The organism is Vreelandella lutescens (assembly GCF_014640815.1).
Taxonomy (GTDB): domain Bacteria; phylum Pseudomonadota; class Gammaproteobacteria; order Pseudomonadales; family Halomonadaceae; genus Vreelandella; species Vreelandella lutescens.
This window is the reverse complement of sequence record NZ_BMHM01000004.1, coordinates 125,928-148,955: the sequence shown is the minus strand read 5'-3', so window position 1 is coordinate 148,955 and position 23,028 is coordinate 125,928. Positions and strand designations below refer to the sequence as shown.

At 58.4% G+C, this 23,028-nt stretch carries 22 protein-coding genes and 1 pseudogene; 7 read left to right on the top strand and 16 right to left on the bottom strand.

The features are described 5' to 3' along the window. Position 1 precedes the first annotated feature (1 nt). The 3 genes from phoB to IEW65_RS11320 all read right to left on the bottom strand — a co-directional run bounded on the left by phoB (position 2) and on the right by IEW65_RS11320 (position 2,316). Complete coding sequence (gene phoB / locus IEW65_RS11330) at positions 2-691, bottom strand: phosphate regulon transcriptional regulator PhoB (RefSeq protein ID WP_159343598.1); 690 nt, start codon at positions 689-691, stop codon at positions 2-4. A 111-nt stretch (positions 692-802) separates the two neighbouring features. Next, entirely contained in the window at positions 803-1,693 is an 891-nt protein-coding gene (gene ubiA / locus IEW65_RS11325; protein ID WP_188639907.1) for a 4-hydroxybenzoate octaprenyltransferase, read from the bottom strand. A 38-nt stretch (positions 1,694-1,731) separates the two neighbouring features. Continuing rightward, the gene (locus IEW65_RS11320; protein WP_229755565.1) at positions 1,732-2,316 is read right to left on the bottom strand and encodes a chorismate--pyruvate lyase family protein; all 585 of its coding nucleotides are present in this window, start codon (positions 2,314-2,316) and stop codon (positions 1,732-1,734) included. A 75-nt stretch (positions 2,317-2,391) separates the two neighbouring features. Here IEW65_RS11320 and IEW65_RS11315 point away from each other — a divergent pair, with 75 nt between their 5' ends. From IEW65_RS11315 to IEW65_RS11300, 4 genes are all read left to right on the top strand, one after another. After that, the gene (locus IEW65_RS11315) at positions 2,392-3,579 is read left to right on the top strand and encodes an NAD(P)/FAD-dependent oxidoreductase (RefSeq protein ID WP_229755543.1); all 1,188 of its coding nucleotides are present in this window, start codon (positions 2,392-2,394) and stop codon (positions 3,577-3,579) included. Between the two features lie 106 nt (positions 3,580-3,685). Further along, positions 3,686-3,958, top strand: a complete 273-nt coding sequence (locus IEW65_RS11310) for an HU family DNA-binding protein (protein WP_018918476.1) — start codon at positions 3,686-3,688, stop codon at positions 3,956-3,958. After that, complete coding sequence (locus IEW65_RS11305; RefSeq protein WP_188639591.1) at positions 3,958-4,314, top strand: hypothetical protein; 357 nt, start codon at positions 3,958-3,960, stop codon at positions 4,312-4,314. The genes IEW65_RS11310 and IEW65_RS11305 overlap by 1 nt, the downstream gene beginning before the upstream one ends. Positions 4,315-4,400: 86 nt before the next feature. After that, on the top strand, positions 4,401-5,339 hold the full coding sequence (locus IEW65_RS11300) for a LysR family transcriptional regulator (RefSeq protein ID WP_188639590.1): 939 nt from the start codon (positions 4,401-4,403) through the stop codon (positions 5,337-5,339). Here the strand turns inward: IEW65_RS11300 and IEW65_RS11295 are convergent. From IEW65_RS11295 to IEW65_RS11275, 5 genes are all read right to left on the bottom strand, one after another. Next, positions 5,318-6,868, bottom strand: a complete 1,551-nt coding sequence (locus tag IEW65_RS11295) for an aldehyde dehydrogenase family protein (protein ID WP_188639589.1) — start codon at positions 6,866-6,868, stop codon at positions 5,318-5,320. The two genes, IEW65_RS11300 and IEW65_RS11295, sit on opposite strands and share 22 nt — an antisense overlap. Continuing rightward, the gene (locus IEW65_RS11290) at positions 6,865-7,770 is read right to left on the bottom strand and encodes an NAD(P)-dependent oxidoreductase (RefSeq protein WP_188639588.1); all 906 of its coding nucleotides are present in this window, start codon (positions 7,768-7,770) and stop codon (positions 6,865-6,867) included. Before IEW65_RS11290 ends, IEW65_RS11295 begins: the two co-directional genes overlap by 4 nt. Before the next feature lie 94 nt (positions 7,771-7,864). Beyond that, the gene (locus tag IEW65_RS11285) at positions 7,865-9,022 is read right to left on the bottom strand and encodes a M20 aminoacylase family protein (RefSeq protein ID WP_188639587.1); all 1,158 of its coding nucleotides are present in this window, start codon (positions 9,020-9,022) and stop codon (positions 7,865-7,867) included. 10 nt (positions 9,023-9,032) lie between these two features. Then, the gene (locus IEW65_RS11280; RefSeq protein ID WP_188639586.1) at positions 9,033-9,527 is read right to left on the bottom strand and encodes a hypothetical protein; all 495 of its coding nucleotides are present in this window, start codon (positions 9,525-9,527) and stop codon (positions 9,033-9,035) included. After that, the gene (locus IEW65_RS11275) at positions 9,514-10,332 is read right to left on the bottom strand and encodes a DUF3100 domain-containing protein (RefSeq protein WP_188639585.1); all 819 of its coding nucleotides are present in this window, start codon (positions 10,330-10,332) and stop codon (positions 9,514-9,516) included. Before IEW65_RS11275 ends, IEW65_RS11280 begins: the two co-directional genes overlap by 14 nt. Positions 10,333-10,538: 206 nt before the next feature. Here IEW65_RS11275 and yccS point away from each other — a divergent pair, with 206 nt between their 5' ends. Then, complete coding sequence (gene yccS / locus IEW65_RS11270; protein ID WP_188639584.1) at positions 10,539-12,746, top strand: YccS family putative transporter; 2,208 nt, start codon at positions 10,539-10,541, stop codon at positions 12,744-12,746. A 50-nt stretch (positions 12,747-12,796) separates the two neighbouring features. On the opposite strand, the gene recG is transcribed toward yccS, so the two are convergent. Together recG and IEW65_RS11260 are read right to left on the bottom strand one after the other, a co-directional pair. Next, positions 12,797-14,875 (bottom strand): ATP-dependent DNA helicase RecG, encoded by a 2,079-nt coding sequence (recG, locus tag IEW65_RS11265; protein ID WP_188639583.1) that lies wholly within the window; start codon positions 14,873-14,875, stop codon positions 12,797-12,799. Next, positions 14,872-15,801, bottom strand: a complete 930-nt coding sequence (locus IEW65_RS11260) for a hydrogen peroxide-inducible genes activator (RefSeq protein WP_188639582.1) — start codon at positions 15,799-15,801, stop codon at positions 14,872-14,874. Before IEW65_RS11260 ends, recG begins: the two co-directional genes overlap by 4 nt. Positions 15,802-15,950: 149 nt before the next feature. Between IEW65_RS11260 and IEW65_RS11255 the strand changes: the two genes are divergently transcribed. Then, entirely contained in the window at positions 15,951-16,832 is an 882-nt protein-coding gene (locus IEW65_RS11255) for an SDR family oxidoreductase (protein ID WP_188639581.1), read from the top strand. A 96-nt stretch (positions 16,833-16,928) separates the two neighbouring features. On the opposite strand, the gene IEW65_RS11250 is transcribed toward IEW65_RS11255, so the two are convergent. The 4 genes from IEW65_RS11250 to gmk form a co-directional block, all read right to left on the bottom strand. Next, positions 16,929-17,318, bottom strand: a complete 390-nt coding sequence (locus IEW65_RS11250) for a RidA family protein (RefSeq protein WP_083025411.1) — start codon at positions 17,316-17,318, stop codon at positions 16,929-16,931. Positions 17,319-17,411: 93 nt separating this feature from the next. Next, a complete protein-coding gene (locus IEW65_RS11245; protein WP_188639580.1) occupies positions 17,412-19,544 on the bottom strand; it encodes a RelA/SpoT family protein in 2,133 nt (710 codons plus the stop codon). 26 nt (positions 19,545-19,570) lie between these two features. Beyond that, a complete protein-coding gene (gene rpoZ / locus IEW65_RS11240) occupies positions 19,571-19,831 on the bottom strand; it encodes a DNA-directed RNA polymerase subunit omega (protein ID WP_188639579.1) in 261 nt (86 codons plus the stop codon). Between the two features lie 89 nt (positions 19,832-19,920). Continuing rightward, on the bottom strand, positions 19,921-20,553 hold the full coding sequence (gene gmk, locus IEW65_RS11235) for a guanylate kinase (RefSeq protein WP_188639578.1): 633 nt from the start codon (positions 20,551-20,553) through the stop codon (positions 19,921-19,923). 136 nt (positions 20,554-20,689) lie between these two features. Here gmk and IEW65_RS11230 point away from each other — a divergent pair. Beyond that, positions 20,690-21,385 (top strand): annotated as a pseudogene (locus tag IEW65_RS11230) (extensin-like domain-containing protein). 9 nt (positions 21,386-21,394) lie between these two features. Here IEW65_RS11230 and IEW65_RS11225 read toward each other — a convergent pair. Continuing rightward, the gene (locus IEW65_RS11225; protein WP_188639577.1) at positions 21,395-21,658 is read right to left on the bottom strand and encodes a hypothetical protein; all 264 of its coding nucleotides are present in this window, start codon (positions 21,656-21,658) and stop codon (positions 21,395-21,397) included. A 93-nt stretch (positions 21,659-21,751) separates the two neighbouring features. Continuing rightward, the gene (locus IEW65_RS11220) at positions 21,752-22,963 is read right to left on the bottom strand and encodes an MFS transporter (protein ID WP_188639576.1); all 1,212 of its coding nucleotides are present in this window, start codon (positions 22,961-22,963) and stop codon (positions 21,752-21,754) included. Positions 22,964-23,028: the final 65 nt, after the last annotated feature.

Genomic DNA, 23,028 nt, shown 5'->3' with positions numbered 1-23,028 from the left:
GTTACACCCGTGCAGAGAAACGATACCCAGTGCCCCGCACCGTTTGGATGAGGTTCTGGTGCGCTTCACCCAGCGCTTTGCGTAAGCGGCGAATATGTACGTCGACCGTACGCTCTTCCACATACACATTGCCGCCCCACACTTGATCCAGCAGCTGGCTACGCGTGTAGGCTCGCTCTTGATGCGTCATGAAAAACTGCAGTAAGCGATATTCGGTAGGCCCCATTTCCAGCGCTTTGCCATAAGCACTCACTCGATGGCTCACCGGGTCTAGCAACAAGCCATTAATTTCGATGGGATCTTCAACGCCACGCGGCGTCGCCCGGCGCAGCACAGCTTTGAGGCGTGCCACCAGCTCACGGGGAGAAAATGGCTTGGTGATGTAATCATCCGCCCCTGCTTCAAGGCCCTGAATTTTATTATCCTCTTCGCCTTTGGCGGTCAGCATAATAATAGGTAGCTCAGCAGTGGCTTCTTCACGCTTGAGGCGGCGGGCCAGTTCAATACCACTGGTTCCCGGCATCATCCAGTCCAGCAGCAGTAAGTCGGGCTGGTGGTCGACCACCATCGCGTGGGCATCCTGGGCGTTGTCCGCTTCAAGCACGCGATAGTCAGCCATTTCCAGCGCCACAGCGATCATCTCGCGAATGGGCGCCTCATCATCGACAATCAGTACGGTCTTGGCGGTCATTCCAGGGCCTCACGGTGTGCAATGAAAACTCGTTTATACGAAAACAGTTCAATGACATGTCTGTGACGATAACACCATGACTTGATGACAATTCTATGACACCCCGTGGATTTAACCAGTCGTCGGCCACCAACTTAGCGCAAACCCGGCAAACACCAGCAGCCCCGACCAATGGTTATTCAAAAACGCTTGGAAGCAGCGGTCTCGGTCACGGTGAAAAATTAACCGCTGCTGATGCACAAACGTTGCCGCCATTGCCGCCAAGCCCAGCCAGAAAAAACCGCCTAATCCGACCCGTAAACCCACCCAAGTCAGCAGCGCCAGCGTAGCCAACTGCAGCAAACCAATGATCACGCGGTCGGCGCTGCCAAACAGTACTGCCGTGGATTTGATACCAATTTTCAGGTCATCGTCGCGGTCCACCATGGCGTACTGCGTATCGTAAGCCACCGTCCAGAGCAGGTTGGCGCTGAACAGTATCCACGCCTCCAGCGGCACATGGCCGAGCACGGCACCAAACGCCATCGGAATCGCCCAGGAGAATGCCGCCCCCAGCACCACCTGGGGAAAATGGGTGTAGCGCTTCATAAACGGATAAATAAACGCCAGCAACACCCCGCCGATGGAGAGCAGCACCGTAAACCAGTTGGTCAGCAGCACCAAAATAAAGGCGGCGGCTACCAGTGCCACAAACAGCAGCTGCGCTTCGGTTTCGCTAATCCGCCCCGTTGCTAACGGGCGCTGCTTGGTACGCTTAACGTGGCCGTCAAAGTGGCGGTCGGCGTAGTCGTTGACCACGCAGCCCGCAGCGCGCATGACATAGACACCGGCAATAAAAATTAGCAGCACATTGCGCCCAGGCACTCCCTCTGCCGCGACCCACAGCGCCCACAGCGTTGGCCACATCAAAAGCCACGTGCCGATGGGCCGATCTAAGCGCATTAGTTGTAAGAAGTCTGCCACCCGGGCCCAGCCCGTTGGCCGCAACAGAGAACGGTCCATGCTCATGCTTACCTCGTTAATCAAACGCCAAGATTCGCTTAGTGCGATGGCAGGTTAAGTGCCTCTGCCATGGTAGACAAAAAATACTCCTGTACCAGCAACGAAAGTCCCCCGTGCTGAAAAACAGAACGCCGCCCCCACCGACTGGTGGCGTTACCGTCAAGCGCATCCCCTACAAAGCGAGGAGGTTGAGCAGTGACTTGCAGCGGCCCGCGGACTAAATCAGGCTGCTGAAATAGCCAACTGCCCAACGAGCGCTCGCCAAGACTGCCCAATCCCTTGCCCTGTAGCTGATGTAGCGGTGCGACCGAGCGCGCCACGACCCAAGGGGTGTCATCGATACATAGCGCTACTTCCCGCAGCCAGGCATAGCGTCGAGGCGCGATGCCCAATGCCATCGCTTCATCCCGCTGAGGCAAGCCAATACACTGACGTAACAGGCGCACCCGAAACCTGCCCGGCGTACCTGCTGCGGTTAGACGTGCCGTTAATGAATCAGTAGAGGCCACCCACTGCCACCAGGGAGCGCTCATCGCTGGCTGCGCAGCGGCAACAGGCAGCCAGTGAGGAAAGAGCGAAAATGCGGGCGTGGTTAACTCGGGGGAGATCACCTGAGCCTCCAAGGCAGTCAACGAAGAGACGCCTAGTGTAACATGGTGGCATTAAAGGCTTTTGCTCCACCGACCTTGGGTGACGACATGCCCGATCTACGCTTCTCTTCAGACGACCATCACTCCGCGCTGGTGATTATTGGCACTGGCATGGCCGGCGTTGGCTTAGCCCGCACGCTGCGACGCCAAGGCGATACGCGCACGATCACGCTCGTTAGTGCCGACAGCGGCGATGATTACAGCAAACCGCTGCTCTCCACCGGTTTTGCCAAGCGTCTCAGCCCAGACAAGCTTGCGCAGCGCAGCGCCCATGAGCTGGCTGACGAACTCAACGCCCAACTCGTTACCCACACCCAAGTCATCCAACTGGATGTGGATAACAAAACCCTGCTGCTAAGCAGCGGCACGACGCTCCACTACCGTGACCTAGTACTCGCCACCGGTGCGGCTCCACGCACGCCGTTTCGCATACCGAGCGAGCTGGCTGAGCGCTGCTTTACCGTCAATGACTTAGATGACTATCGCCGCCTACACGGGGCTCTCACACAACCAACCCGCGTCGCCATTATTGGCGCTGGGCTAGTGGGATGTGAATTCGCCAACGACCTACATGCAGGTGGGCACCAAGTCACTGTGATTGCGCCAGAGAGTACTCCGCTGCCGCGCCTGCTTCCCGAGCCGTTAGGTCACGCGCTGGCCGATGCTTTTCAAGCAGCGGGCATTCGCTTAGCGCTGGGGCGTACCTTAGAAAATCTCTCCCAAGATGCCGACCATGCGCTGGTGCTGCAACTGGACAATGGCGAGCGCCACACGGTGGATATTGCGCTGTTAGCCACTGGCTTGGTGCCCCGTACGGCGTTGGCCGAAGCGGCCGGGCTCAACGTTAGCCCCAGCGGCATCCACGTGGATCGGCAGCTTCGCACCCACCATCCGCATATCTACGCGCTGGGCGACGTGGCCTGTATCGACGGCGTGAACGCCATGTACGTGCAGCCCCTGCAGGCCAGTGTAAAAGCGCTCGCCGCAACGCTGGGAGGCACCCCAACATCGGTGAGCTTTGGCGCTTGGCCGGTGATGGTCAAAACGCCGTTGTTGCCCGTCGTGGCCTACCCACCGGTTCAGCCGCCGGAGCGATGGCGAATTGAAGGTGAAGGCGATGATTTTACAGCGCTAGCCGAAGATAAAGACGGACGTTTGATTGGTTTTGCGTTGACAGGCGGCTGCGTGAGAAGGAAAGTGGAGCTTTCCAGAGCTGCCCCAGCCCTGCTAGGCTGATTTTCGCCGCATTCACGACTAGGCTGAAAAGGCTCTGCCTGCTGGGGTGGAATGAGCTGAGCCACCAACAACATTGATGTTTGTTTTTCACAAGGGAGATTCCTTTATGCGCAAACCTGAACTCGCTGCTGCTATTGCTGAAAGTGCTGACCTGTCTAAAGACAAAGCGGGCCAAGTCCTCAATGTCATTCTGGACGAAATCACCAACAGCGTCGCCAAAGGCGAAGACGTCGCCCTGATTGGTTTTGGCACCTTCACCGTTCGCGAGCGCGCTGCCCGCACCGGTAAAAACCCGCAAACCGGCGCACCGCTGCAAATCCCGGCCAGCAAAAACGTAGCGTTTAAGCCAGGCAAAGCCCTCAAGGACGCTGTTTCCTAATGAAGCTTTCGCTGACGCTGTGGCTGCTGGGCTTTATGCTCAAGCGCGCCCTGCGCCGCAAGCCGCGCTTTCGTGAGCAGCTCGAACGCATGCGCGGCCTCGACTGGGGTGTGGCCACAGAAGACCTTAGCACTGCCCGCTACTACCGGATGACGCCTAACGGCATCACCACCGGAAAAGGGCTGCCCGTCGATCTAGACCTTGAGCTACGCTTTCGCGACCAAGACGCCGCGCTACGCATTCTCAAGAAGCCTACCCAGCAGGCGTTTCTAGATGGCATGGTGGCAGGAGATGTTCGCCTGGTCGGCGACTCCTCCGATATGAACAAGCTGCAAAAACTGCTGAAATATCTATAGATAAGTACTGATAGTGACGTACCTGTAGGACTTTGCAGCATGACAGAATCAGCAAGGGTAATAACGCAGAGGTATCACCGCTACCGATGGACATACCTCATCAACGTTTAGTGTACTTCCGCGTTACCCTTGAGTCTGGCTCTGTGCGCCGCGCGGCGGCGCGCTTGGATATCGCTCCCTCGGCGGTCAGCAGGCAAATTGCGCTGCTGGAAGAAGCCCTGGGGGCGACGCTCATGGAGCGCCAACGCGACGGCATTTCGCCTACTCCGGTAGGTGAAATGCTGCTTGAGTACTGCGAGCGTCGCGGTGCGCTTGATGAAGGCTTTATTGCCTCACTTGAATCCTATCAGCGCATGGAAACTGGCAAGATATCGCTCACCGTCGGTGAAGGGTTCGTCAGTGACTTAGTGGCCTCCCCCCTGCACGAATTTACTCAGCGCTATGCGGGCATCCAGCTCGATATCCATACGGCCGGCACCTCGGGCATTATTGACGCCATTGTGAGCGACCACAGCCACATCGGCTTGATGTTTCATGAGCGCACGCATCCCCAACTCCGCTTCTGGTCCTCCAGCCCGCAACCGTTGATGGCGATTATACCGCCCAATCATCCATTAACCCGCCAAACGTCGCCGCTCACGCTGACCCAGCTTAGCGACCAGCCCATGGCCATGTGGGACACCACCCATGGGGTGCGTCAAATGGTCGACCAAGCCTTCCAGCAGTCTCGCATCGCCCCACGTATGGCGATGAATACCAACTCCATGGTGATTCTGGCGCAATATGTACGCAGCGGCATGGGTATTACCCTGCTGCCTGCTTTTGCCGTCGCCCACGATTTGGAAGTAGGAACGCTGGTGGCACGGCCGGTCGATCATCCTCTGTTTCAGCGCTCTCAGGCTCACATGGTGACGCGCGTAGGACGCCAACAGCCTAAGGCCAGCATCCTGCTACTGCGCCACCTACAGCGCTGGATGCAGGCCTTCCGCGACCCGGCGTTACATCAACCCACGCCACTACCGTAACCAAACGCCACGCTGGCCTCTGGCGCGGTTTCCACCCAGACGCTTTGTGGCACGGTATATTCGCGCAGGCCATCCAAACCACTGGAACGGCCAAAACCGCTGTCCCCAAAGCCACCAAACGGCGACATGACGCTGATCGCCTTGTAGCTATTGATCCATACCGTACCGGCACGCAGCTGCCCGGCGACACGATGCGCTCGCGCCACATCCTGGCTCCATACCGCACCCGCCAAGCCAAAACGGGTGTCGTTGGCGAGCTGAATGGCTTGCCCTTCCCCGTCAAAGGCCATAGCGACCAGTACCGGGCCGAAGACCTCTTGTTGGGCGATTTCCATATCAGGCGTGACATCGACCAGCACGGTAGGGGCAATAAAGTAACCCTGGGCTTCGTCAGACAAACCTTCAGGACGTTTGCCCCCGGTGAGCACTCTCGCGCCTGCCGCTTCGGCGGCCTCAATCATGCGAGTGACCTGCTCAAATTGGCGGCGATTCTGTAGCGGCCCCATGCGCGTCGCTTCATCGCTGGGTAACCCCACCGCAATTTGTTCTGCCGCCCGCGCTAAGCGGCGGGTGACTTGCTCAAACACCGAGCGCTCAATTAATAAGCGCGAGCCTGCCACACAGCTTTGGCCCGCAGCGGCAAAAATGGCCGCTTGGGCACCGGCAACGGCTTCGTCTAATTTGGCATCGGCAAACACAATATTGGCGGATTTACCGCCCAGTTCTAATACGCTGGGCACCAAGCGGCGGGCCCCCGCCTCAGCGATCATACGGCCACTTTGAGGCGAGCCGACAAATACCAATTTGCTGATGGTGGGGTGGTCGGTTAGCGCCGCGCCGGTCGTTTTGCCCAGCCCGTTAACAATATTGATCAACCCTTTAGACAAGCCGCCATTTTCAAGCTGTTTAGCAATCACAACAGAGGTGAAAGGCGTCAGCTCTGAAGGCTTCAGTACCACGCCATTCCCTGCGGCAATGGCCGGGGCCAGCTGCCAGGCGCAGGTAAACATCGGTGCGTTCCAGGGTGTAATTTGCCCCACGACGCCATAGGGTACGTGGCGCACATAGTTAAGATGCGAGGTAGGCACTGGAATCACTTCGCCATGCTGCTTGTCGCACCAGCCCGCATAGTATTCAAACATCTCCCGCACTTTGCCTACTTCAGCCCGGCAGTCACGAATGGGCTTACCGGCAACAACGCTTTCCAGCTGCGCCAGCGCTTCTTCATGCCCCTCTAGCCCACGTATGGCAGCATTCATGCGCCGCCCACGCTCGCTGGCCGTCAGCGCCATCCACTCGCGCTGCCCCCGCTGCGCTGCTTGAGTGGCGCGTTCAATCAACCCAGCGCCCGCATCGCGGTAGCTCGCCAGCGCTTCGCCAGTGGCCGGGTTAATCAGAGTGATCTCTTCGCCTTCCCCGGCGACTAAAGCGCCATCAACCCAGTTGCTTAGCAACGTGTCGGCGGCGAGACCGAAGCCTTTCAGCAGCTCTGTAAGATGGTTGCAGGCGTGTTGGCTGAGTGAGTTCATTGGTTCCCCTCCGCTTGGCTGGCACAGGCTAAAATCGGCGTAGTGATATGGTTAAAATCATCGCTATCGGTGGGCTGCTCGGGGTTGGCGTGCCAAGCATCCACAACAGCTTGTAGCAGCGGTAAGGGAATGCCCAACTGCTCAGCGGCATTCCGGGCCAAGCGCAGATCTTTACGCATCAAGCCAGTGGTAAAGCCTGAGTCGAAGCGCTCGCTCAGCACCCACTCGGGGAAATTCACTTCACTGATGGCGCTGCGCCCGGAGCCGCTGTTGATGCCCGCCAAACAGGCGGCGGGGTCAACGCCCGCTTTGGCTGCCATCGCCACGGCTTCAGCGGTGGTGATCAAGTGCGCCGCACACAGGTAGTTATTGGCAAGTTTTACCACGTGACCGCTACCAGGGCCTCCCACATGGGTGCGCTTGGCCGACATCGCCTCCAGCATTGGCATGACCCGCTCAATGGTGGTGTCATCACCGCCTAACAGCATGCCCAACTTGCCACTGGCCGCGCCTTTAGGGCCGCCGCTGACCGGGGCATCCAACCAGTGAAGCCCTGCGGCCGTCACTTTTTCAGCTAACTCACGACTCACGGCAGGGTCGCTGGTGGAGGTATCCACAATCACGCTGCCTTTCGGTGCTAGCGTGAGTAGGCCTGGGGAGTGTTCGATCACCTCACGCACATGAGCAGAGGTGGGCAGCGAGAGCAGATACACATCGCTTGCGGGCAGGGCGTTGGGAGCCACCACAGCGAGTCCAAGGCCTTCGAGCCTTGCGCGTGCTACGTCAAACACATCGCTGCCCGTGACGGCAAAGCCTGCCGCTTGAAGGGTGAGCGCCATATTACCGCCCATCTGGCCCAACCCAACCACGGTGATCGATAAAGGGTTCGCAGCTAAAGACATGATAAAACTCCTTTCAATGCCATATTCTGGGTAAACGCTCCCCTACCCAGTGGGCATCAGAGAGCGAATCAACGCGTTAAGTCACGATGACGATCTAGACGAGCAGTGCTCTTACCAGCTCTACCCAGTAGCGCGTCCCTAGCGGTAACAGCGCATCGTTAAAGTCGTAGTGGGGGTTATGCAGCGACGCAGAATCCTCGCCGTTACCCATCCAGATGTAAGCGCCGGGCCGTTCGGCAAGCAGAAATGAGAAATCCTCAGAAGCCATGCTGGGCGGTGGGTTACGGATCACATTGCCTTGGCCTAATAAGCCTTCCAGAACCGCGGCACAGTGCTGTGCATGCTCTGGCGTATTGATCGTGGCGGGGTAGCAGCGCTGGTAATCCAGCTCAACGGTTAAGCCATGGAAGTCGGCTAAGCTGGCAATCGCCTGTTTAAAGCGTGCCTCTAAATGCTCTTTCAGCGCCATATCAAAACAGCGCAGCGTGCCGCGCAGTGCCACCTGCTCGGGAATCACATTAAACGTGTCGCCCGCATTAATACTGGTGAAGCTCAGCACCGCCGATTTATCCGGTGGCGTTTCGCGGCTCACCAGTCCTTGCAGCTGGCTGATCAGTTGGCAGCTCGCCAGCACGGTATCGATGCCTAAGTGAGGCATCGCGGCGTGGCAGCCTTTGCCGGTGAGCGTCAGGCTGAAAATATCAAACGCGGCCATCACGTCAGTATCGTGTACCGCCGCAACACCCACCGGCAGCCCGGGCCAGTTATGCAGGCCATACACCGCATCCATCGGGAAGCGTTCAAACAGGCCCTCTTGGACCATCACCCGGCCGCCGCCCGCGTTCTCCTCGGCGGGCTGAAAGATAAACACCACCCGGCCTTTGAAATCAGGCTGCTGCTTTAACGCCCAGGCAGCGCCGAGCAGCATGGTGGTGTGCCCATCGTGACCGCAGGCGTGCATTTTCCCGGGCGTTTGCGACGCGTAGGCAAGCCCTGTCTCTTCGCGGATATCCAGGGCGTCGATATCAGCCCGTAGGCCGATGGTTTTGCCTTCACCCTGTTGACCGTCTAACGCGGCCACCACGCCCGTTCCGGCGATGCCAGTGGTCACCTCAAAGCCCCACTCACCGAGCAGCGCGGCAATGCGTGCGCTAGTGCGATGCTCCTCAAACGCCGTTTCCGGGTGCTGGTGGAAATCGTGTCGCCACGCGGTCAGTTCTTCGCTATCAGGCAAGGGTATTGATATCGCCATGTTGTATTCCTTAAAGCATCACGTGGGCGACCACCGCCGAACCAATAAAGGTGCCGGTGAAGACGAGCAGGGCCACAATGACCAGCTTCCAACCGGTCTGCTTAAACATCGAGAACTCACGGTTGGTCAGTGCTAGCCCTGCATACGCCAGCACGGGCGTGACGACCGCCAAGAAATTCACCTCTGCCAACTGCGCGATAATCCAGCCATTCCCCGGGAAGACGGGCAGCGTCGCGATGATACTAATCAGCGACACCCAGGCCACGCTGGGCAGGTAAAAAGGGCATAGCCGCCCGATCACTAAGCCGATAATGACCATGACATACAAAATCAGCATGCCAGGCAGCGCATCCAACAGGGGCGAGCCGTTGACGATGTTGCTAAACCATGCCGCCACACAGACAGCCGCCAGCACCAGTGCCGTTTTACCTAGCTGATTTTCAGGGCGCAGCTCTTTTAATGCCTCAGCGTCGAACTGATCGACCGTGCTTTCATGAGTTTTCATGGCGAACCTCCTGACGGGTACCTTTCAAGCGTTTAAACATCCACTCGGTGACCGGTAGGGCAATAAAGAGCGATACATACAAGCCCGTGGCATAGGTCAGCAGATTGCTGGCCCCGGCAAACGCAAGCAGCTCATCTTTGGCAGCAGGCACGGCTTCAGCCAAAGCGGCGGAGCATGCCGCCACCATGCTGCCACTGCCCACACCACAGGCCATGGCCAGCGCTCGGATATCAAGAATATCCAGCGAGGCGATGTAACCCGCCATCAGAGCGAAGTAGAGCGTACCGAACATGGTGCCAACGACGTAAACCCCCATAATGCCGATGCCTTCAGGGCTTCTTAGCCCGTAACGGTCTGAAATAATGGCAATGTTGGGCTCGCGAGCTATCGAGTAGGTAGCGCCAATCGCTTCCCTGCCCATTTTGAGCACGAGTACCGCAAAGGGCAGCGCGATCAGCATGGTGCCCAGATTCCCCAGTTCCTGAAGAATCAGCGCAGGGCCAGCAGCGATAATCTGGTCGATCGCCGGCCCAATGGTGGAACCAAACTTGGCAATAAACGGCAGAATGGCAATCAAAATGATGGGGCCTGCGGCATGACTAACCGGCTTAGGAATAACCTTGCCCATGACTGAAAAGAGGTGGGGATTGAAGAGCACGCCAATGATGAAGGCGTAAAGGAGCGGCAATAACAGTAAGGTTCCCGGCCCAAGCGGAATCCTCACAATGCCTATCCACTCAGAAAACAGTGACGTCATAATCACCAGCAGATGAAGACGCCAGTCCAGCAGCAGTTTTAGATCCATGAGAGTGATCCTGTTTTTTTTAGAGTCACTCCGAGTATCGAAAGGTTACTGTTTCAATCATAGCGTTTTGGTGCGCTAATTTTTAGAACATGACGACGGGCTCACGGTGAGCCAACGTTGATATACGGATAGCGACATCAGCGATTGATTAGCCCTATACTCAAGCAAGACTAAAGTCTAAAAACACACCTTTCAAAAGAGCCTCTATGCCCCTCTCACTTCCCCTGCGCCGCCTTTGGACACTGGATAAGTTCGCCTACAGCCTGAGGGTGTTTATCGCTTTCAGCGGGGCGCTGCTGTTTAGCGGGCTAGCAGGGGATGTGGCGCTGGTCATTCCACTATTTTTGGGCATTATTGCCAGTGCGCTCTCAGAGACGGACGATAGCTGGCAGGGGCGTTTGCAGGCGCTGGTAGTCACGCTGCTCTGCTTTGCGTCGGCGTCGTTTGTGGTGCAGTGGCTGTTTCCGTGGCCGTGGCTGTTTGCGGTGGGCTTGGCGGTTTCCACCTTCACTCTGATTATGCTGGGGGCCATTGGTCAGCGTTACGCCACCATTGCCTCCGGCACGCTGATTCTCTCGATCTACTCCATGATCAATATTGAGCAGCACGGCGGCGTGGATGAGGATGTCGCCTCCCGCCAGCTGCTGCTGTTGGCGGGTGCCGCCTGGTACGGGGCGATTTCGGTGGTGTGGTGTGCGCTGTTCTCACGCCAGCCGGTGAAACAGAGCATGGCACGGGTATATAAAGCCCTGGGTGAGTTTTTGATTTTGAAATCCGCGCTGTTCGAGCCAGTACGGGGCGTTGATGTGGAGGCACGGCGCGTGGCGCTTGCCCGCCAGAACGGCCAAGTAGTGGATGCGCTCAACCAAGCAAAAGAGATGATTTTTCGCCGTCTGGAAGGCCAGCGCGGCAGCCGTAAGCTCAATCGTTACCTGCAAATTTACTTTATCGCCCAGGATATCCACGAGCGGGCCAGCTCCACCCACTACCCTTACAGCGCACTCACCGATGCTTTTTTCCACCATGACGTGCTATTTCGCTGCCAACGCCTTTTAGACCAGCAGGGCCGCGCCTGTCGCCAATTGGCCAAGTCGCTGCTCCTCAACCGCCCCTTTAGCCACGAACAGAGTGAACAAGCGCTGGCCGACCTACGCGCCTCGATTGATAACCTGAGCGAGCGCGGTAAGCCCGAGTGGCGACCGCTGATACGCCCGCTGAATGCGTTAGCGGACAACCTCACCACCTTAGAAGCACAGATTGCCAGCGCCCATAACCCGGACACCAGCAGCGAACGCCGGGACAGCGCGCTTTACGACCGCTCGCCCTCTAGCCTGCTGGAAGCCTGGAAACGGGTGCGGCTCAACTTCACGCTGGGCTCGCCTACCTTTCGCCATGCGTTACGTTTATCCACCGCGCTGATCGTTGGATATGGTTTGCTACAGTGGCTGGATCCACAACAAGGCTTTTGGATTTTGCTTACCACGCTGTTTGTCTGCCGCCCTAACTTTGCCACCACCCGACGCTTTCTCTCCCAGCGGATTCTGGGCACGGTGCTTGGGCTAATTGCAGGCTGGGCGTCTATCAGCCTGTTCCCCCAGCCGCTTATCCAGAGCATGATTGCGGTGGCGGCAGGCGTGTCGTTTTTTGCCAACCGGGAAAAGCACTATGTGATTGCCACCGCCTCGATCACCCTGCTGGTGCTGTGCAGCTTTAACCAAGTAGGCGATGGCTTCGACCTGATCTGGCCGCGGCTATTTGATACCTTGATTGGCTCGCTGATTGCGGGGCTGGCAGTGTTTTTTATTCTGCCTGATTGGCAGGGTCGCCGCCTGTACCGGGAAGCGGCCAAGGTACTGACCAACCACCGCCGCTATTTGGACGAAATTGTTCACCAGTACGAAGAGGGCAAGCAGGACGACCTGGCCTACCGGTTAGCGCGGCGCAACGCTCATAATGCGGATGCGGCGCTCTCGACGCTGCTCACCAACATGCTCCACGAGCCAGGGCACTACCGTAAATTGGACGCCGATAACGGCCTGCGCTTTTTGGTGCTCTCCAACACGCTGCTTAGCCACCTCTCCGCGCTGGGTGCCCACCGCCACCGGCTGGCAGAAGATGAAGACGATGCCGCTTTTGTGCCTCTCGCCAAGCGGATTAGCGCCCTGTTAGAGCAACTGGCCGAACAGTTGGACCAACGCCTGCCGGTGGAGCTACTCACCGAGCCAGCCAACGAGCTGTTGAGCCAGTTAGAGGAACAAAGCGGCGCGCTGGATGAGAAGGCCGTCACGCTCTATCGACCCATCCAAAGCCAGCTACGCCTAATTGCCGGACAGCTTGGCCCGCTGAGCGATGCCGCCAACCGTTTGACGAGCCCGAGTACCGAGAAGCTTCATGAGCCCAATGCGGCGGCTTAACGCTGCGCGAATAGCTACGATCACTCACTATTACTACCCACGCCCTGCCGCTACACCTGCCCGTAGCGGCCTGCCGCTTCACCCAGCCAACGGCGCACCAGCACGGCGGTGACCTCGGCATTGCCCTGCAGCGCCTGGGCCAGGGCAGTGACCCGCTCCAGCTGGTCGGCATCGCGCTCTAGGTCGGCAATTTTCATTTGGGCGAGGCCGGTTTGGCGAGTGCCGAGCACTTCGCCGGGGCCACGAATTTCCAAATCTTTTTCGGCAATGCGGAAGCCGTCGGTGGTTTCCCGCATCACGCCGAGCCGCTCGCGGGAGCTTTTAGAGAGTGGCGGGTGATAAAGCAGCACGCAGAAGCTTTCGGTGCTGCCGCGCCCTACCCGCCCGCGCAGCTGGTGAAGCTGGGAAAGCCCCAAACGCTCCGGGTTTTCGATGATCATCAGGCTGGCGTTGGGCACATCTACGCCCACCTCAATCACCGTAGTCGCCACCAGTAGGTCCAACTCGCCGCACTTAAAAGCCTCCATCACCTCCGCTTTTTCGGCAGCCTTCATGCGCCCATGGATCAGTCCAACGGCCAGTTCAGGCAGGGCCTGCGTCAGCTCTTCCCGGGTGACCTCGGCGGCTTGACACTGGAGCACCTCGGATTCGTCTATCAACGTGCATACCCAATACGCTTGGCGGCCATCGCTGCAGGCGTTGCGGATGCGCTCGACCACTTCCGGGCGGCGCTCGTCAGAGACCACCACGGTTTTCACCGGCGTACGCCCGGGGGGCAGTTCATCAATAACCGAGATATCCAGATCCGCGTAGGCGCTCATGGCCAGCGTTCGAGGAATCGGCGTGGCGGTCATGATCAGCTGATGAGGGGTTAGTCCGCCGGCTTCGCCTTTTTCGCGCAGGGCGAGGCGCTGGTGAACGCCAAAGCGGTGCTGCTCATCGATAATCGCCAGCCCCAGGCACTGGAAGTGCACATCGTCTTGAAACAGCGCGTGGGTGCCCACCACCATGCGCGCCCGGCCATCGGCAATGGCGGCTTTGGCATCCAGCCGTGCCTTGCCTTTCAACTTGCCCGCCAGCCACGCGACTTCGATGCCCAGCGGTTCAAACCAGGCTTTAAAGGAGCGATAGTGCTGTTCGGCGAGGATTTCCGTGGGTGCCATCATGGCCGCTTGGCAGTTGCCCGCCAACGCCGAAAGCGCCGCCATGGCGGCCACCACGGTTTTGCCCGAGCCCACATCCCCCTGCACCAGTCGCAGCATGGGTGCAGGGCGGGCCAGGTCGAGGGCGATCTCTTCGAGCACCCGGCGCTGGGCACCGGTAAGCGCAAACGGTAGTTGGGCTAGAAAACGCGTTTGCAGGCTGCGCCCGGAGGGCAGCTCTGGCGCACCGTCTGCCTGAATGCGCAGGCGCACTTCTCGCAGGCTAAGCTGATGGGCCAGCAGCTCTTCCAGGGCTAGCCGCCGCGTGGCGGGGTGAAGGCCATGGGAAAGCTGCTCTAAATCCACGTCCGGAGGCGGCTGGTGCAGCAGCTGCAAGCTAGCGTGTAGCCCCGGCAGTTGGAAGCGCTGGCGCAGCGCATCGGGAATCACATCGGGCAGCGCTTCTGGGGCTTGTTCTAGCAGGCGCAGCGCCTGCTGGGTCAGCGCCCGCAGGCGGGCTTGATGCAACCCTTCGGTAGTCGGGTAAATCGGCGTGTAGTACTCCTCGACCGGCGTCTCGCTGCCGCCGCTGAGCCGATACTCGGGATGATAAATCTCAAGCCCCGTCGCCCCCGCCCGCGCTTCACCAAACGCCCGGACGGTGACGCCGGGGCGCATCTGTTGCTGTTGAGCGGGCGAGAAGTGAAAAAAGCGCAGGCTTAAAATACCGCTACCATCGCGCAGGCGGATCAGCAGGCTGCGCCGCCGCCCTTTGACGATATCGCTGGCGGTCACCTCCCCTTCCACCACCGCTTCATGACCCGCCCGCAGCAGGCCAATGGGGGTAAGTCGCGTGCGGTCTTGGTAACGCAGGGGCAAGTGGAACAGCAGGTCGCTGATACGTTCTACGCCGAGCCGGGCAAGCTTAACCGCTAGCGCTTCCCCCACGCCCTTCAGCGCCGTGACCGGTGCAGACAGCTCACTCATGAGGGCGCATTCTTCTTATGCACCGGCTGCTGGCACTGGCTGATCGCCTTGGCCAAGGCATCAATGGCCTTGGGCCGTGGGAAGCTAGCTCGCCAGGCAATCGCCACTGTGCGTGAAGGGGCCGGGTCTACAAACGGGCGGCTGACCAACATAGAGTTTTCATATTGGTCGGTGCCTAGCGCCGACTGCGGCAGCACGGTAATACCCAGCTTAGAGGCCACCATATGTCGAATGGTCTCGAGCGAGCCGCCTTCGGCAATCAGGGTGTTATTGGGGCTGTTGAGCTTTTGGGTAATCGCCGGGCAGGCTTCGAGAATTTGATCGCGGAAGCAGTGGCCTTCGCCCAATAGCAGCAGCCGCTCTTCTAACAGGTCCTCTTTATGAATCGCTTCGCGCTCGACCCAAGGGTGGCTGGCAGGCATTAACACTTCAAAATGCTCGTCGTAAATCGGCTTGGTGACCACATCGGTTTCGGTAAACGGCAGCGCGACGATAATCACGTCCAGCTCGCCGCTGCGCAGCTTGCCCCGCAGCGTGCCGGTCATGCCCTCTTCAATATAGAGCGGCATTTGCGGTGCGGCGTTGGCCAGCGCGGGCACCAAGTGCGGGAACAGGTAAGGCCCGATGGTGTAAATCGCGCCGATACGCAGCGGGTTTGCCAGCTGGTCTTTGCCAGCGCTTGCCAGCTCATAAATCAGGCCGCTTTGCTCCAGCACACGCTGGGCCTGGGCGACAATTTTTTCGCCCAGGGGGGTGACTTGCACGGTGGATTTAGAGCGTTCAAACAGGGGAATTTCCAGCTCGTCTTCGAGTTTTTTCACGGCGACCGAGAGCGTCGGCTGAGAAACATGGCAGCGCTCAGCGGCACGTCCAAAGTGGCGCTCTTGGGCAAGGGTTACGATGTAGCGAAGTTCTGTTAAAGTCATAGCGGTGCCAGTGGCATCCTCTCGTTGCAGCTCGTGACTAGTCATCGTGTTAGCGAGACGGAAAAGGACAGACAAGCCCTATTGAAGATGGCACATCTCATAGGGACTTTGTATCTGATAGGGAATATTAATCAAGAGGGGTGAGCAAGGTGAAGCTAACGGTACTGATTATCGGCTGTGGAGACATCGGCGTCACGCTTGGACAAGAGCTGCTGGACGAGGGGCATCGAGTCATTGGCGTGCGCCGCCAGGCCAAGGCATTAGAGCATACCGGCATTGAGCCGTTAGCCCTTGATCTCAACACTCTGGAAGGGGCCGATGCCAGCGCACTGCCCCAAGCCGACTACGTGATTTACACCGTCAGCGCAGACCGCTTTGAAGAGAGCGCTTACCAGAGTGCCTACCCAGACGGCCTCAAGCGCGTGCTCAGCGTGATGGAGCAGCACGAGAAACCGCCGCGGCGCATCTTCTTTGTCTCCTCTACCAGCGTGTATGGCCAGCAAGAGGGTGAGGTGGTCAACGAAGAGAGCCCCACGGAATCGACCAGCTTCTCCGGCAACCTGATGTGCGAAGCTGAGCAGGCCCTGCTGAATCATCCGTTACCTGGCACAGTCGTGCGCTTTTCCGGCATCTACGGCCCGGGCCGTGACCGTTTGATTCACCAAGTCGCGGAAGGCCGCATTGCTGCCGTCACCCCGGTGATTTACTCCAACCGAATCCATCGGGACGACTGCACCGGCATTCTGGCGCATCTGATTCGCTGTCAGGAGAACGGCACGCCGCTGGCAGACCTCTACCTCGGTAGCGACTGCGAACCGGTCACCATGCATAACGTCATGGCGTGGCTCGCCAAGCAGTTGAAAGTGGCATCCACCGATACCATGCAGTCGCCGCTGCGCCGCCGCGCCAGTAAGCGCTGCGATAACCGTCGCATCATCGCCACGGGCTATACCTTCCGCTACCCCACTTATAAAGAGGGGTATGCCCAGGTGTTGAAAGAGGGCGGGTTTCTAGAGCTGCAAAAAGCCTAATTACTCTAGCGCTCTCCAAACGCAAAGAGCGAGCTGATCACAGCTCGCTCTTTTTTATGCAGCGGTGAAAACACCGCAACTACCGTGGCGTGGCGATTAGTCGCCAATCACCATCACGGCTTCAGCTTCTACCTGGCTGCCTTTAGGCAACGCCTTCACGCCCACTGCCGCACGAGCAGGGAAGGGCATCGAAAAGAACTCTTCCATGACCTTATTCACAATCGCAAAGTTGTCTAAATCGACCAAGTAGAGGTTGAGCTTGACGATATCGCCCAGCGAGCCAGCAGCTTCTTCACATACGGCCTGCAGGTTGGTAAATACCTGACGCGCCTGGGCTTCGAAATCGTCAGAGACGATCTCCATGGTTTCCGGATTAAGCGGAATCTGGCCCGATAGGTAAACCGTGTTGCCCGCTTTGATGGCCTGGGAGTAAGGGCCGATGGCGGCGGGGGCTTTTTCAGTGTTGATAACCGCTTTATTGCTCATGGGGTGTCATGCTCCTGTAGAAATGAAACGTTGATTATTATCGCCATGGCTTACGCTGCCAGCCTGGCAGGCCAGCGCTCAACACATGGACGTTTAGTTTGCGGTACGGGTAATTTTGCCAACGTTAGGCAGGTTGCGGATGCGTTTGATAATCCGAGCGAGGTGGACCCGCCCTTTCACCGACAGCGTTAAATTGACGCTCGACAGACGCGCATCGCGCTCTTCAATGCCAATACGCTCGATATTGGCATCGGCATCGGTCACTAAGCCTGCCAGCTCTGCTACTAGGCCACGGCGGCTTTCAATCTCAATGCGCAGCGCGACCGGGAAGTCCTCATCAATCTGCTCGGACCACTCCAAGGCAAACAGCTTTTCCGGGTCGTTTTTACGCTCAGCGAGGTTTTTGCACTCGCTGCGGTGTACCACTAAGCCTTTACCCACGGAAAGGTGACCCACCACCGGGTCACCGGGCAGCGGGTGGCAGCAGCGAGCAAAGTTAATCACCATGCCTTCACTACCGCTAATCACCACGGCTTTATCGCTATTCTCCGTCAGGCTCTTATCAAAGCTGTCGCCGTGGGCCACATCGACAAGACGCCGCGCCACGATATGCGCCATGCGATTACCTAGCCCCAGCGACTCCAGCAAGGTATCCAGCGATGACACATCCAACTCTTTGAAGGCCTGCTCGAAGATGCTCTCGTCCAGCTCCTCAAGGCTCGTTTCAAAAGGTGCCAGGGCTTTATTGAGCAACCGCCGACCGAGCATCACCGCTTCCGCCTGCTGCTGATGTTTCAAGGCATGGCGGATCGCTGAGCGTGCTTTAGCAGTGGTCACGAAATTCAGCCACGCCAAGTTGGGCCGCGCCCCAGGGGCGGTAATAATTTCCAGGGTTTGGCCGCTTTCCAAGCGCGTTGAGAGCGGCGCTAGGTGGCGGTCGATGCGGCAGGCGATGCAGTTATTGCCGATATCGGTGTGTACGCTGTAGGCAAAGTCGATCACTGTGGCGCCCTGGGGCAGCTCCATGATGTCGCCTTTTGGCGTAAACACGTAGATATCGTCGGGGAACAGGTCGTTTTTAACGTGCTCGATAAACTCCAGCGAATCCCCCGCGTGGCGCTGCATCTCCAGCAACCCTTTCACCCAAGCGCGGGCGCGGGCGTGGCTGCCTTCGGCAATCGGATGCGCGGTCTGCCCGGCTTTATAAAGCCAGTGCGCGGCAATACCGTTATTGGCCATGGCTTCCATTTCACGGGTGCGGATCTGCACTTCAATCGGCATACCCCGCTGGCCAAACAGCGTGGTGTGCAGGCTTTGGTAACCGTTCGCTTTGGGGATCGCGATGTAATCTTTAAAGCGCCCCGGAACCGGCTTATAGAGGTTATGCACCACGCCTAAAATACGGTAACAGCTGGCCACGTCTTCGGTAATAATTCGAAAACCAAACACGTCCATAATCTCGGCGAATGGCTTACGCTGGTCACGCATCTTTTTGTAGATCGAGAGCAGGTGCTTCTGGCGGCCAATCACGGTGCCTTTTAGGCCCTCGTCGTCCAGGCTCTGCTGCAGCGACGACTGAATTTCCCGCATAGCGCTGCGGCGATTGCCCCGCGCGCTGGCCACTGCACGCTTGATACGCTCAGCGCGCATGGGGTGAATCGCTTGAAACGAGAGGTCTTCCAGCTCAATACGGATGGTATTGATACCCAGCCGCCCGGCAATGCGTGCGTAGATCTCTAGCGTTTCGCGGGCAATGCGGCGTTTTTTATCGGGCCGCAGTGCGCCCAAGGTGCGCATGTTGTGCAGTCGGTCCGCCAACTTGACGATAATGACGCGAATATCCCGCGACATCGCCAGCACCATCTTTTGAAAATTCTCCGCCTGGGCGACGGCTTTATCTTCAAAGGTGATTTGGGTCAGTTTGGAGACGCCATCCACCAACTCCGCCACGGGCTTGCCGAACTGGGCGGCCAGGGCTTTTTTGGAGACGCCGGTGTCTTCAATCACATCATGCAGCATGGCGGCCATCAGGCTCTGATGGTCCATGTGCATGTTGGCGAGAATGTTAGCGACTGCAAGCGGATGAGTGACGTAAGGCTCGCCAGAGCGGCGGCGCTGGCCGTCGTGGGCCTGCTCAGCGTAGTAGAAGGCGCGCTTGACCTGCTGGATCTCGTCCGGGGGTAAATAGCCGCCGAGTCGGTCGGCCAGGTCATCAATGGTGAACATGTACCGCGCCCCTAATCGATACTGGCTTAATCGTCGATGTGAGTGCTAGGTGCCATGGCAGGACGCGCACGTACAGGCGCTTCAACCGGTTCATCAAGAACGGTGTGGTCCACAAGGCCAGCGGCAATTTCACGCAGCGCCATCACGGTGGGTTTGTCGTTTTCCCAGGGCAGCAGCGCATCGCGAGAGCCGCGGGCCAGCTGGCGAGCACGCTGGGTAGAAATCATCACCAGTTTGAAGCGGTTTTCTACATTTTCTAGACAATCTTCAACGGTTACGCGAGCCATGGGGGCCTTCCTGTAATAACGACGCCGGGCCGGCATGATGGAACAATGCCGCCGACCCAGCGAAAAGAGTGGTGATAGAACCTGATAGATTACTCGACGCTAGGCGCTTGTGACAAGAGCGCATCGAGCAAGGGGGCGTGGCGTTCTTGCATTGCAGCACGCGTTAAGCGGCGGCTGATCACCAGAGACTGCAGCTCTTGCAGGGCGGTGGTGAAGTCGTCGTTAATCACTAAGTAGTCGTACTCATCGTAGTGAGACATCTCGCTGACCGCATCGCGCATGCGCCGTGCGATCACTGCGTGCTCATCGGTACCACGGCTTGAGAGACGGCGTTCCAGCTCACTGCATGACGGCGGCAGGATAAAAATCGATACCGCAGAGGGCATTTGTTCACGCACCTGCTGAGCACCCTGCCAATCGATTTCAAGAATCACATCTTGCCCCGCGTTTAGCAGGGTTTGAACCGCCTGACGCGACGTACCGTAGTAATTGTCGAAGACCTTGGCATACTCAAAGAAGTCGCCCCGGGCGATCATGGCTTCAAAGTCAGGTACTTGGGTAAAGTGATAGTTCACGCCGTTCACTTCACCGTCTCGCTTGGCGCGGGTGGTGTGCGACACCGACACCTGAATACCATCCAGGCTTTCGATCAGCTCACGTACGAGGCTGGTTTTACCCGCGCCCGACGGGGCAGAAACAATAAAAAGCGTACCCTGGGACATGAAGCGCTTCCCTAGTTAGTCAAAATGGTCGTTCGTTATCACGCAGGTCGGACGCTGCCGACGTTAGAATGGTGCGCAGTATCGCACACCCATGGCAGGGACTGTAGCGTTTCCAAGAAGCCACAAGGAGGTCAGCATGCGCAGCACAGTGATTATTTTATGCCTGATTGCGCTAGGGGTCGCGCTACAGAAAGGTATTATTGAGATCCCCCGCCACTGGGCACCCTGGGCCCCGTTACATGTAGATGATCCCATCACACCGGTCACGCAGTTGAAGCTCAAGCGTTTAAACGATGACCGCGATGCCTGCCTGGCAGCGCTGGACACCGTACCAGAAGGCGAGCTTCGCTATACGCCCCTAGCCGACTACTCGCCCACCGCCAGCTGCCCGCTCAGCAACATTGTCCGCATGCAGAGCAGCAGCGTACGCTTTAGCCAAAGCTTTGTGGCGTCGTGCCCGCTGGCCATTGCATGGGTGATGTATGAACGCCATGCCTTGCAGCCTGCGGCGCAGGAGATCATGGGTAGCCGGGTCGCCCAGGTGAACCACGTGGGTAGCTTTGCCTGCCGCAACGTGTATGGCCGTGAGACGGGGCGGCGTAGCGAGCACGCCACCGCCGAAGCGCTGGATGTGGTCGGGTTTCAGTTTGAGAATGGCCAGTAGATTTCACTGATCAACGACTGGGATGACGCGGGTAACGCGGGGGAGTTTTTACGCGCAGCGCGAGATGGCGCGTGTGATACCTTCGGCAACGTACTGGGGCCAGACTATAACGCCGCGCATGCCGACCACTTTCATTTAGGCATGCGCGGCTTCAGGCTTTGCCGCTAGTGGGGCGAGTTAGTCGAGGTTGATATCGTCCTCATCGGTGGCGGCACCGGTGGCAGCACCCACGCCACCGCCAATCACGGCACCTTGGGTCACGCTGCCACCGGTTACCGCTGCGGCCCCTGCACCCACGGCAGCACCCACCCCGGCACCGCTGGCGGCCCGTTCACCGGTGGTGGAGCCACAGCCCGCTAGCGCTAAGGTAAGGGCAGCAAGAGCACTTAATGTTACGAGGCGCGGAGTTACAGCACGCGATGTCTTCTCTAGGTTATGCATAGGTCACCTCCTTATGGGTTGCACCTTTACACCCTAGGAACGTTGCGCGCTTTTTGCCACTTTAAATAACCTAAGCCTTTATTTAGCAATAGCTTATTTATAACACTGAGCGACTGACGGTTGCGCTGGGTAAGTGCGTTTTTCCAACCAGCGCCCCCAAGCAAAAATCACCAAGCCACATAGCGCAAGCCCGGTACCTACCAGCCCCGTGCTCGACCAGCTAAACCCGGCGCTAATCGCCAAACCTGCAAGCCACGCACCCAAGGCGTTCGCCCCGTTAAAGGCCGCGTGGTTCATGGATGCCGCCATGGTTTGGGCGTCTTCAGCTACATCCATCAAACGGGTTTGCAGCGAAGGCGCCAGCGCCATGCTAGTCCCTACCAAACCCACAAACAGCAGCCCCGACCACACCTCGTTGGCAGCAAAGTAAAAGAGCCCCTGCACCACAGCACACCACACCAAGATGGTGGGTATTGCCCGCATCAGGTTCTTATCCGCCATGCGCCCGCCTACCAAGTTCCCGGCGATAGAACCCAAGCCAAAAATCACCAACACCAGCGGCCCCAGCGCTTCGCTCATGCCCGCCTGCTGGGTCAGCGTCGGCATTACATAGCTGAAAATCGAGAACATACCGCCGCAGCCAATACAGGCAATTGCGATGGTAACCAGCACCCGCTGCTTCACCAGTGCAGAAAGCTCTCTTAACGGGCTGGCGTGGGCATCAAACGGCTGAACCGGCACGCATAACCGAATGAGCAGCGCCGTTAACAGCGCAATAACCCCCACCCCAGCAAAAGCGATTTGCCAACCAAAGGCGTTACCCGCCCAGGTCCCCAACGGCGCGCCAATCAAAATGGCTACCGTGAGCCCCATCATTACTCTTGAAATAGCCCGCGCTCGCTGGTCAATCGGCACTGCTCCAGCCGCGACCAGCGCCGCTATGCCAAAGTAAGCACCATGAGGCAGCCCCGCCAAAAAGCGCAGGCCCACAAACGACCAAAACCCCGGTGCCATGGCGCTGGCAATATTGCCCACGGCAAACACCAGCATCAGCGCAATCAGCAGCGCCCGCCTGGGTACCCGTGCAGCCAGCGCGGAAATCAGCGGTGCACCCACCACCACGCCCAGGGCGTAGCTACTAATCGCATAGCCTACTTGGGGCACCGTCACGGCTAAATCCTCCGCCACGCGGTTCATCAACCCCATAATGACGAACTCGCTGGTGCCAATGCCAAACCCGCCCAGCGCCAGAACAAACTCTGCCAATCGCGGGTTACGCGCCAGCCCCGATGACGACTCTTGCATACCTCTCTCCCCAAGCGCTGGATAAAGCGCCTGCTTATCAAAACGGTCTTAGATTGCGTCAAATG

Bases quoted from the DNA above. Each gene is read 5' to 3' on its own strand.
- IEW65_RS11310 (WP_018918476.1), top strand. From the start codon at position 3,686: ATGCGCAAACCTGAACTCGCTGCTGCTATTGCTGAAAGTGCTGACCTG.
- IEW65_RS11225 (WP_188639577.1), bottom strand. From the start codon at position 21,658: ATGCATAACCTAGAGAAGACATCGCGTGCTGTAACTCCGCGCCTCGTA.
- IEW65_RS11290 (WP_188639588.1), bottom strand. From the start codon at position 7,770: ATGTCTTTAGCTGCGAACCCTTTATCGATCACCGTGGTTGGGTTGGGC.
- IEW65_RS11250 (WP_083025411.1), bottom strand. From the start codon at position 17,318: ATGAGCAATAAAGCGGTTATCAACACTGAAAAAGCCCCCGCCGCCATC.
- IEW65_RS11275 (WP_188639585.1), bottom strand. From the start codon at position 10,332: ATGGATCTAAAACTGCTGCTGGACTGGCGTCTTCATCTGCTGGTGATT.
- IEW65_RS11280 (WP_188639586.1), bottom strand. From the start codon at position 9,527: ATGAAAACTCATGAAAGCACGGTCGATCAGTTCGACGCTGAGGCATTA.
- recG (WP_188639583.1), bottom strand. From the start codon at position 14,875: ATGAGTGAGCTGTCTGCACCGGTCACGGCGCTGAAGGGCGTGGGGGAA.
- phoB (WP_159343598.1), bottom strand. From the start codon at position 691: ATGACCGCCAAGACCGTACTGATTGTCGATGATGAGGCGCCCATTCGC.
- rpoZ (WP_188639579.1), bottom strand. From the start codon at position 19,831: ATGGCTCGCGTAACCGTTGAAGATTGTCTAGAAAATGTAGAAAACCGC.
- IEW65_RS11300 (WP_188639590.1), top strand. From the start codon at position 4,401: ATGGACATACCTCATCAACGTTTAGTGTACTTCCGCGTTACCCTTGAG.
- yccS (WP_188639584.1), top strand. From the start codon at position 10,539: ATGCCCCTCTCACTTCCCCTGCGCCGCCTTTGGACACTGGATAAGTTC.
- IEW65_RS11220 (WP_188639576.1), bottom strand. From the start codon at position 22,963: ATGCAAGAGTCGTCATCGGGGCTGGCGCGTAACCCGCGATTGGCAGAG.
- IEW65_RS11260 (WP_188639582.1), bottom strand. From the start codon at position 15,801: ATGACTTTAACAGAACTTCGCTACATCGTAACCCTTGCCCAAGAGCGC.
- IEW65_RS11245 (WP_188639580.1), bottom strand. From the start codon at position 19,544: ATGTTCACCATTGATGACCTGGCCGACCGACTCGGCGGCTATTTACCC.
- IEW65_RS11315 (WP_229755543.1), top strand. From the start codon at position 2,392: ATGCCCGATCTACGCTTCTCTTCAGACGACCATCACTCCGCGCTGGTG.
- IEW65_RS11285 (WP_188639587.1), bottom strand. From the start codon at position 9,022: ATGGCGATATCAATACCCTTGCCTGATAGCGAAGAACTGACCGCGTGG.
- IEW65_RS11305 (WP_188639591.1), top strand. From the start codon at position 3,958: ATGAAGCTTTCGCTGACGCTGTGGCTGCTGGGCTTTATGCTCAAGCGC.
- gmk (WP_188639578.1), bottom strand. From the start codon at position 20,553: ATGTCCCAGGGTACGCTTTTTATTGTTTCTGCCCCGTCGGGCGCGGGT.
- ubiA (WP_188639907.1), bottom strand. From the start codon at position 1,693: ATGGACCGTTCTCTGTTGCGGCCAACGGGCTGGGCCCGGGTGGCAGAC.
- IEW65_RS11295 (WP_188639589.1), bottom strand. From the start codon at position 6,868: ATGAACTCACTCAGCCAACACGCCTGCAACCATCTTACAGAGCTGCTG.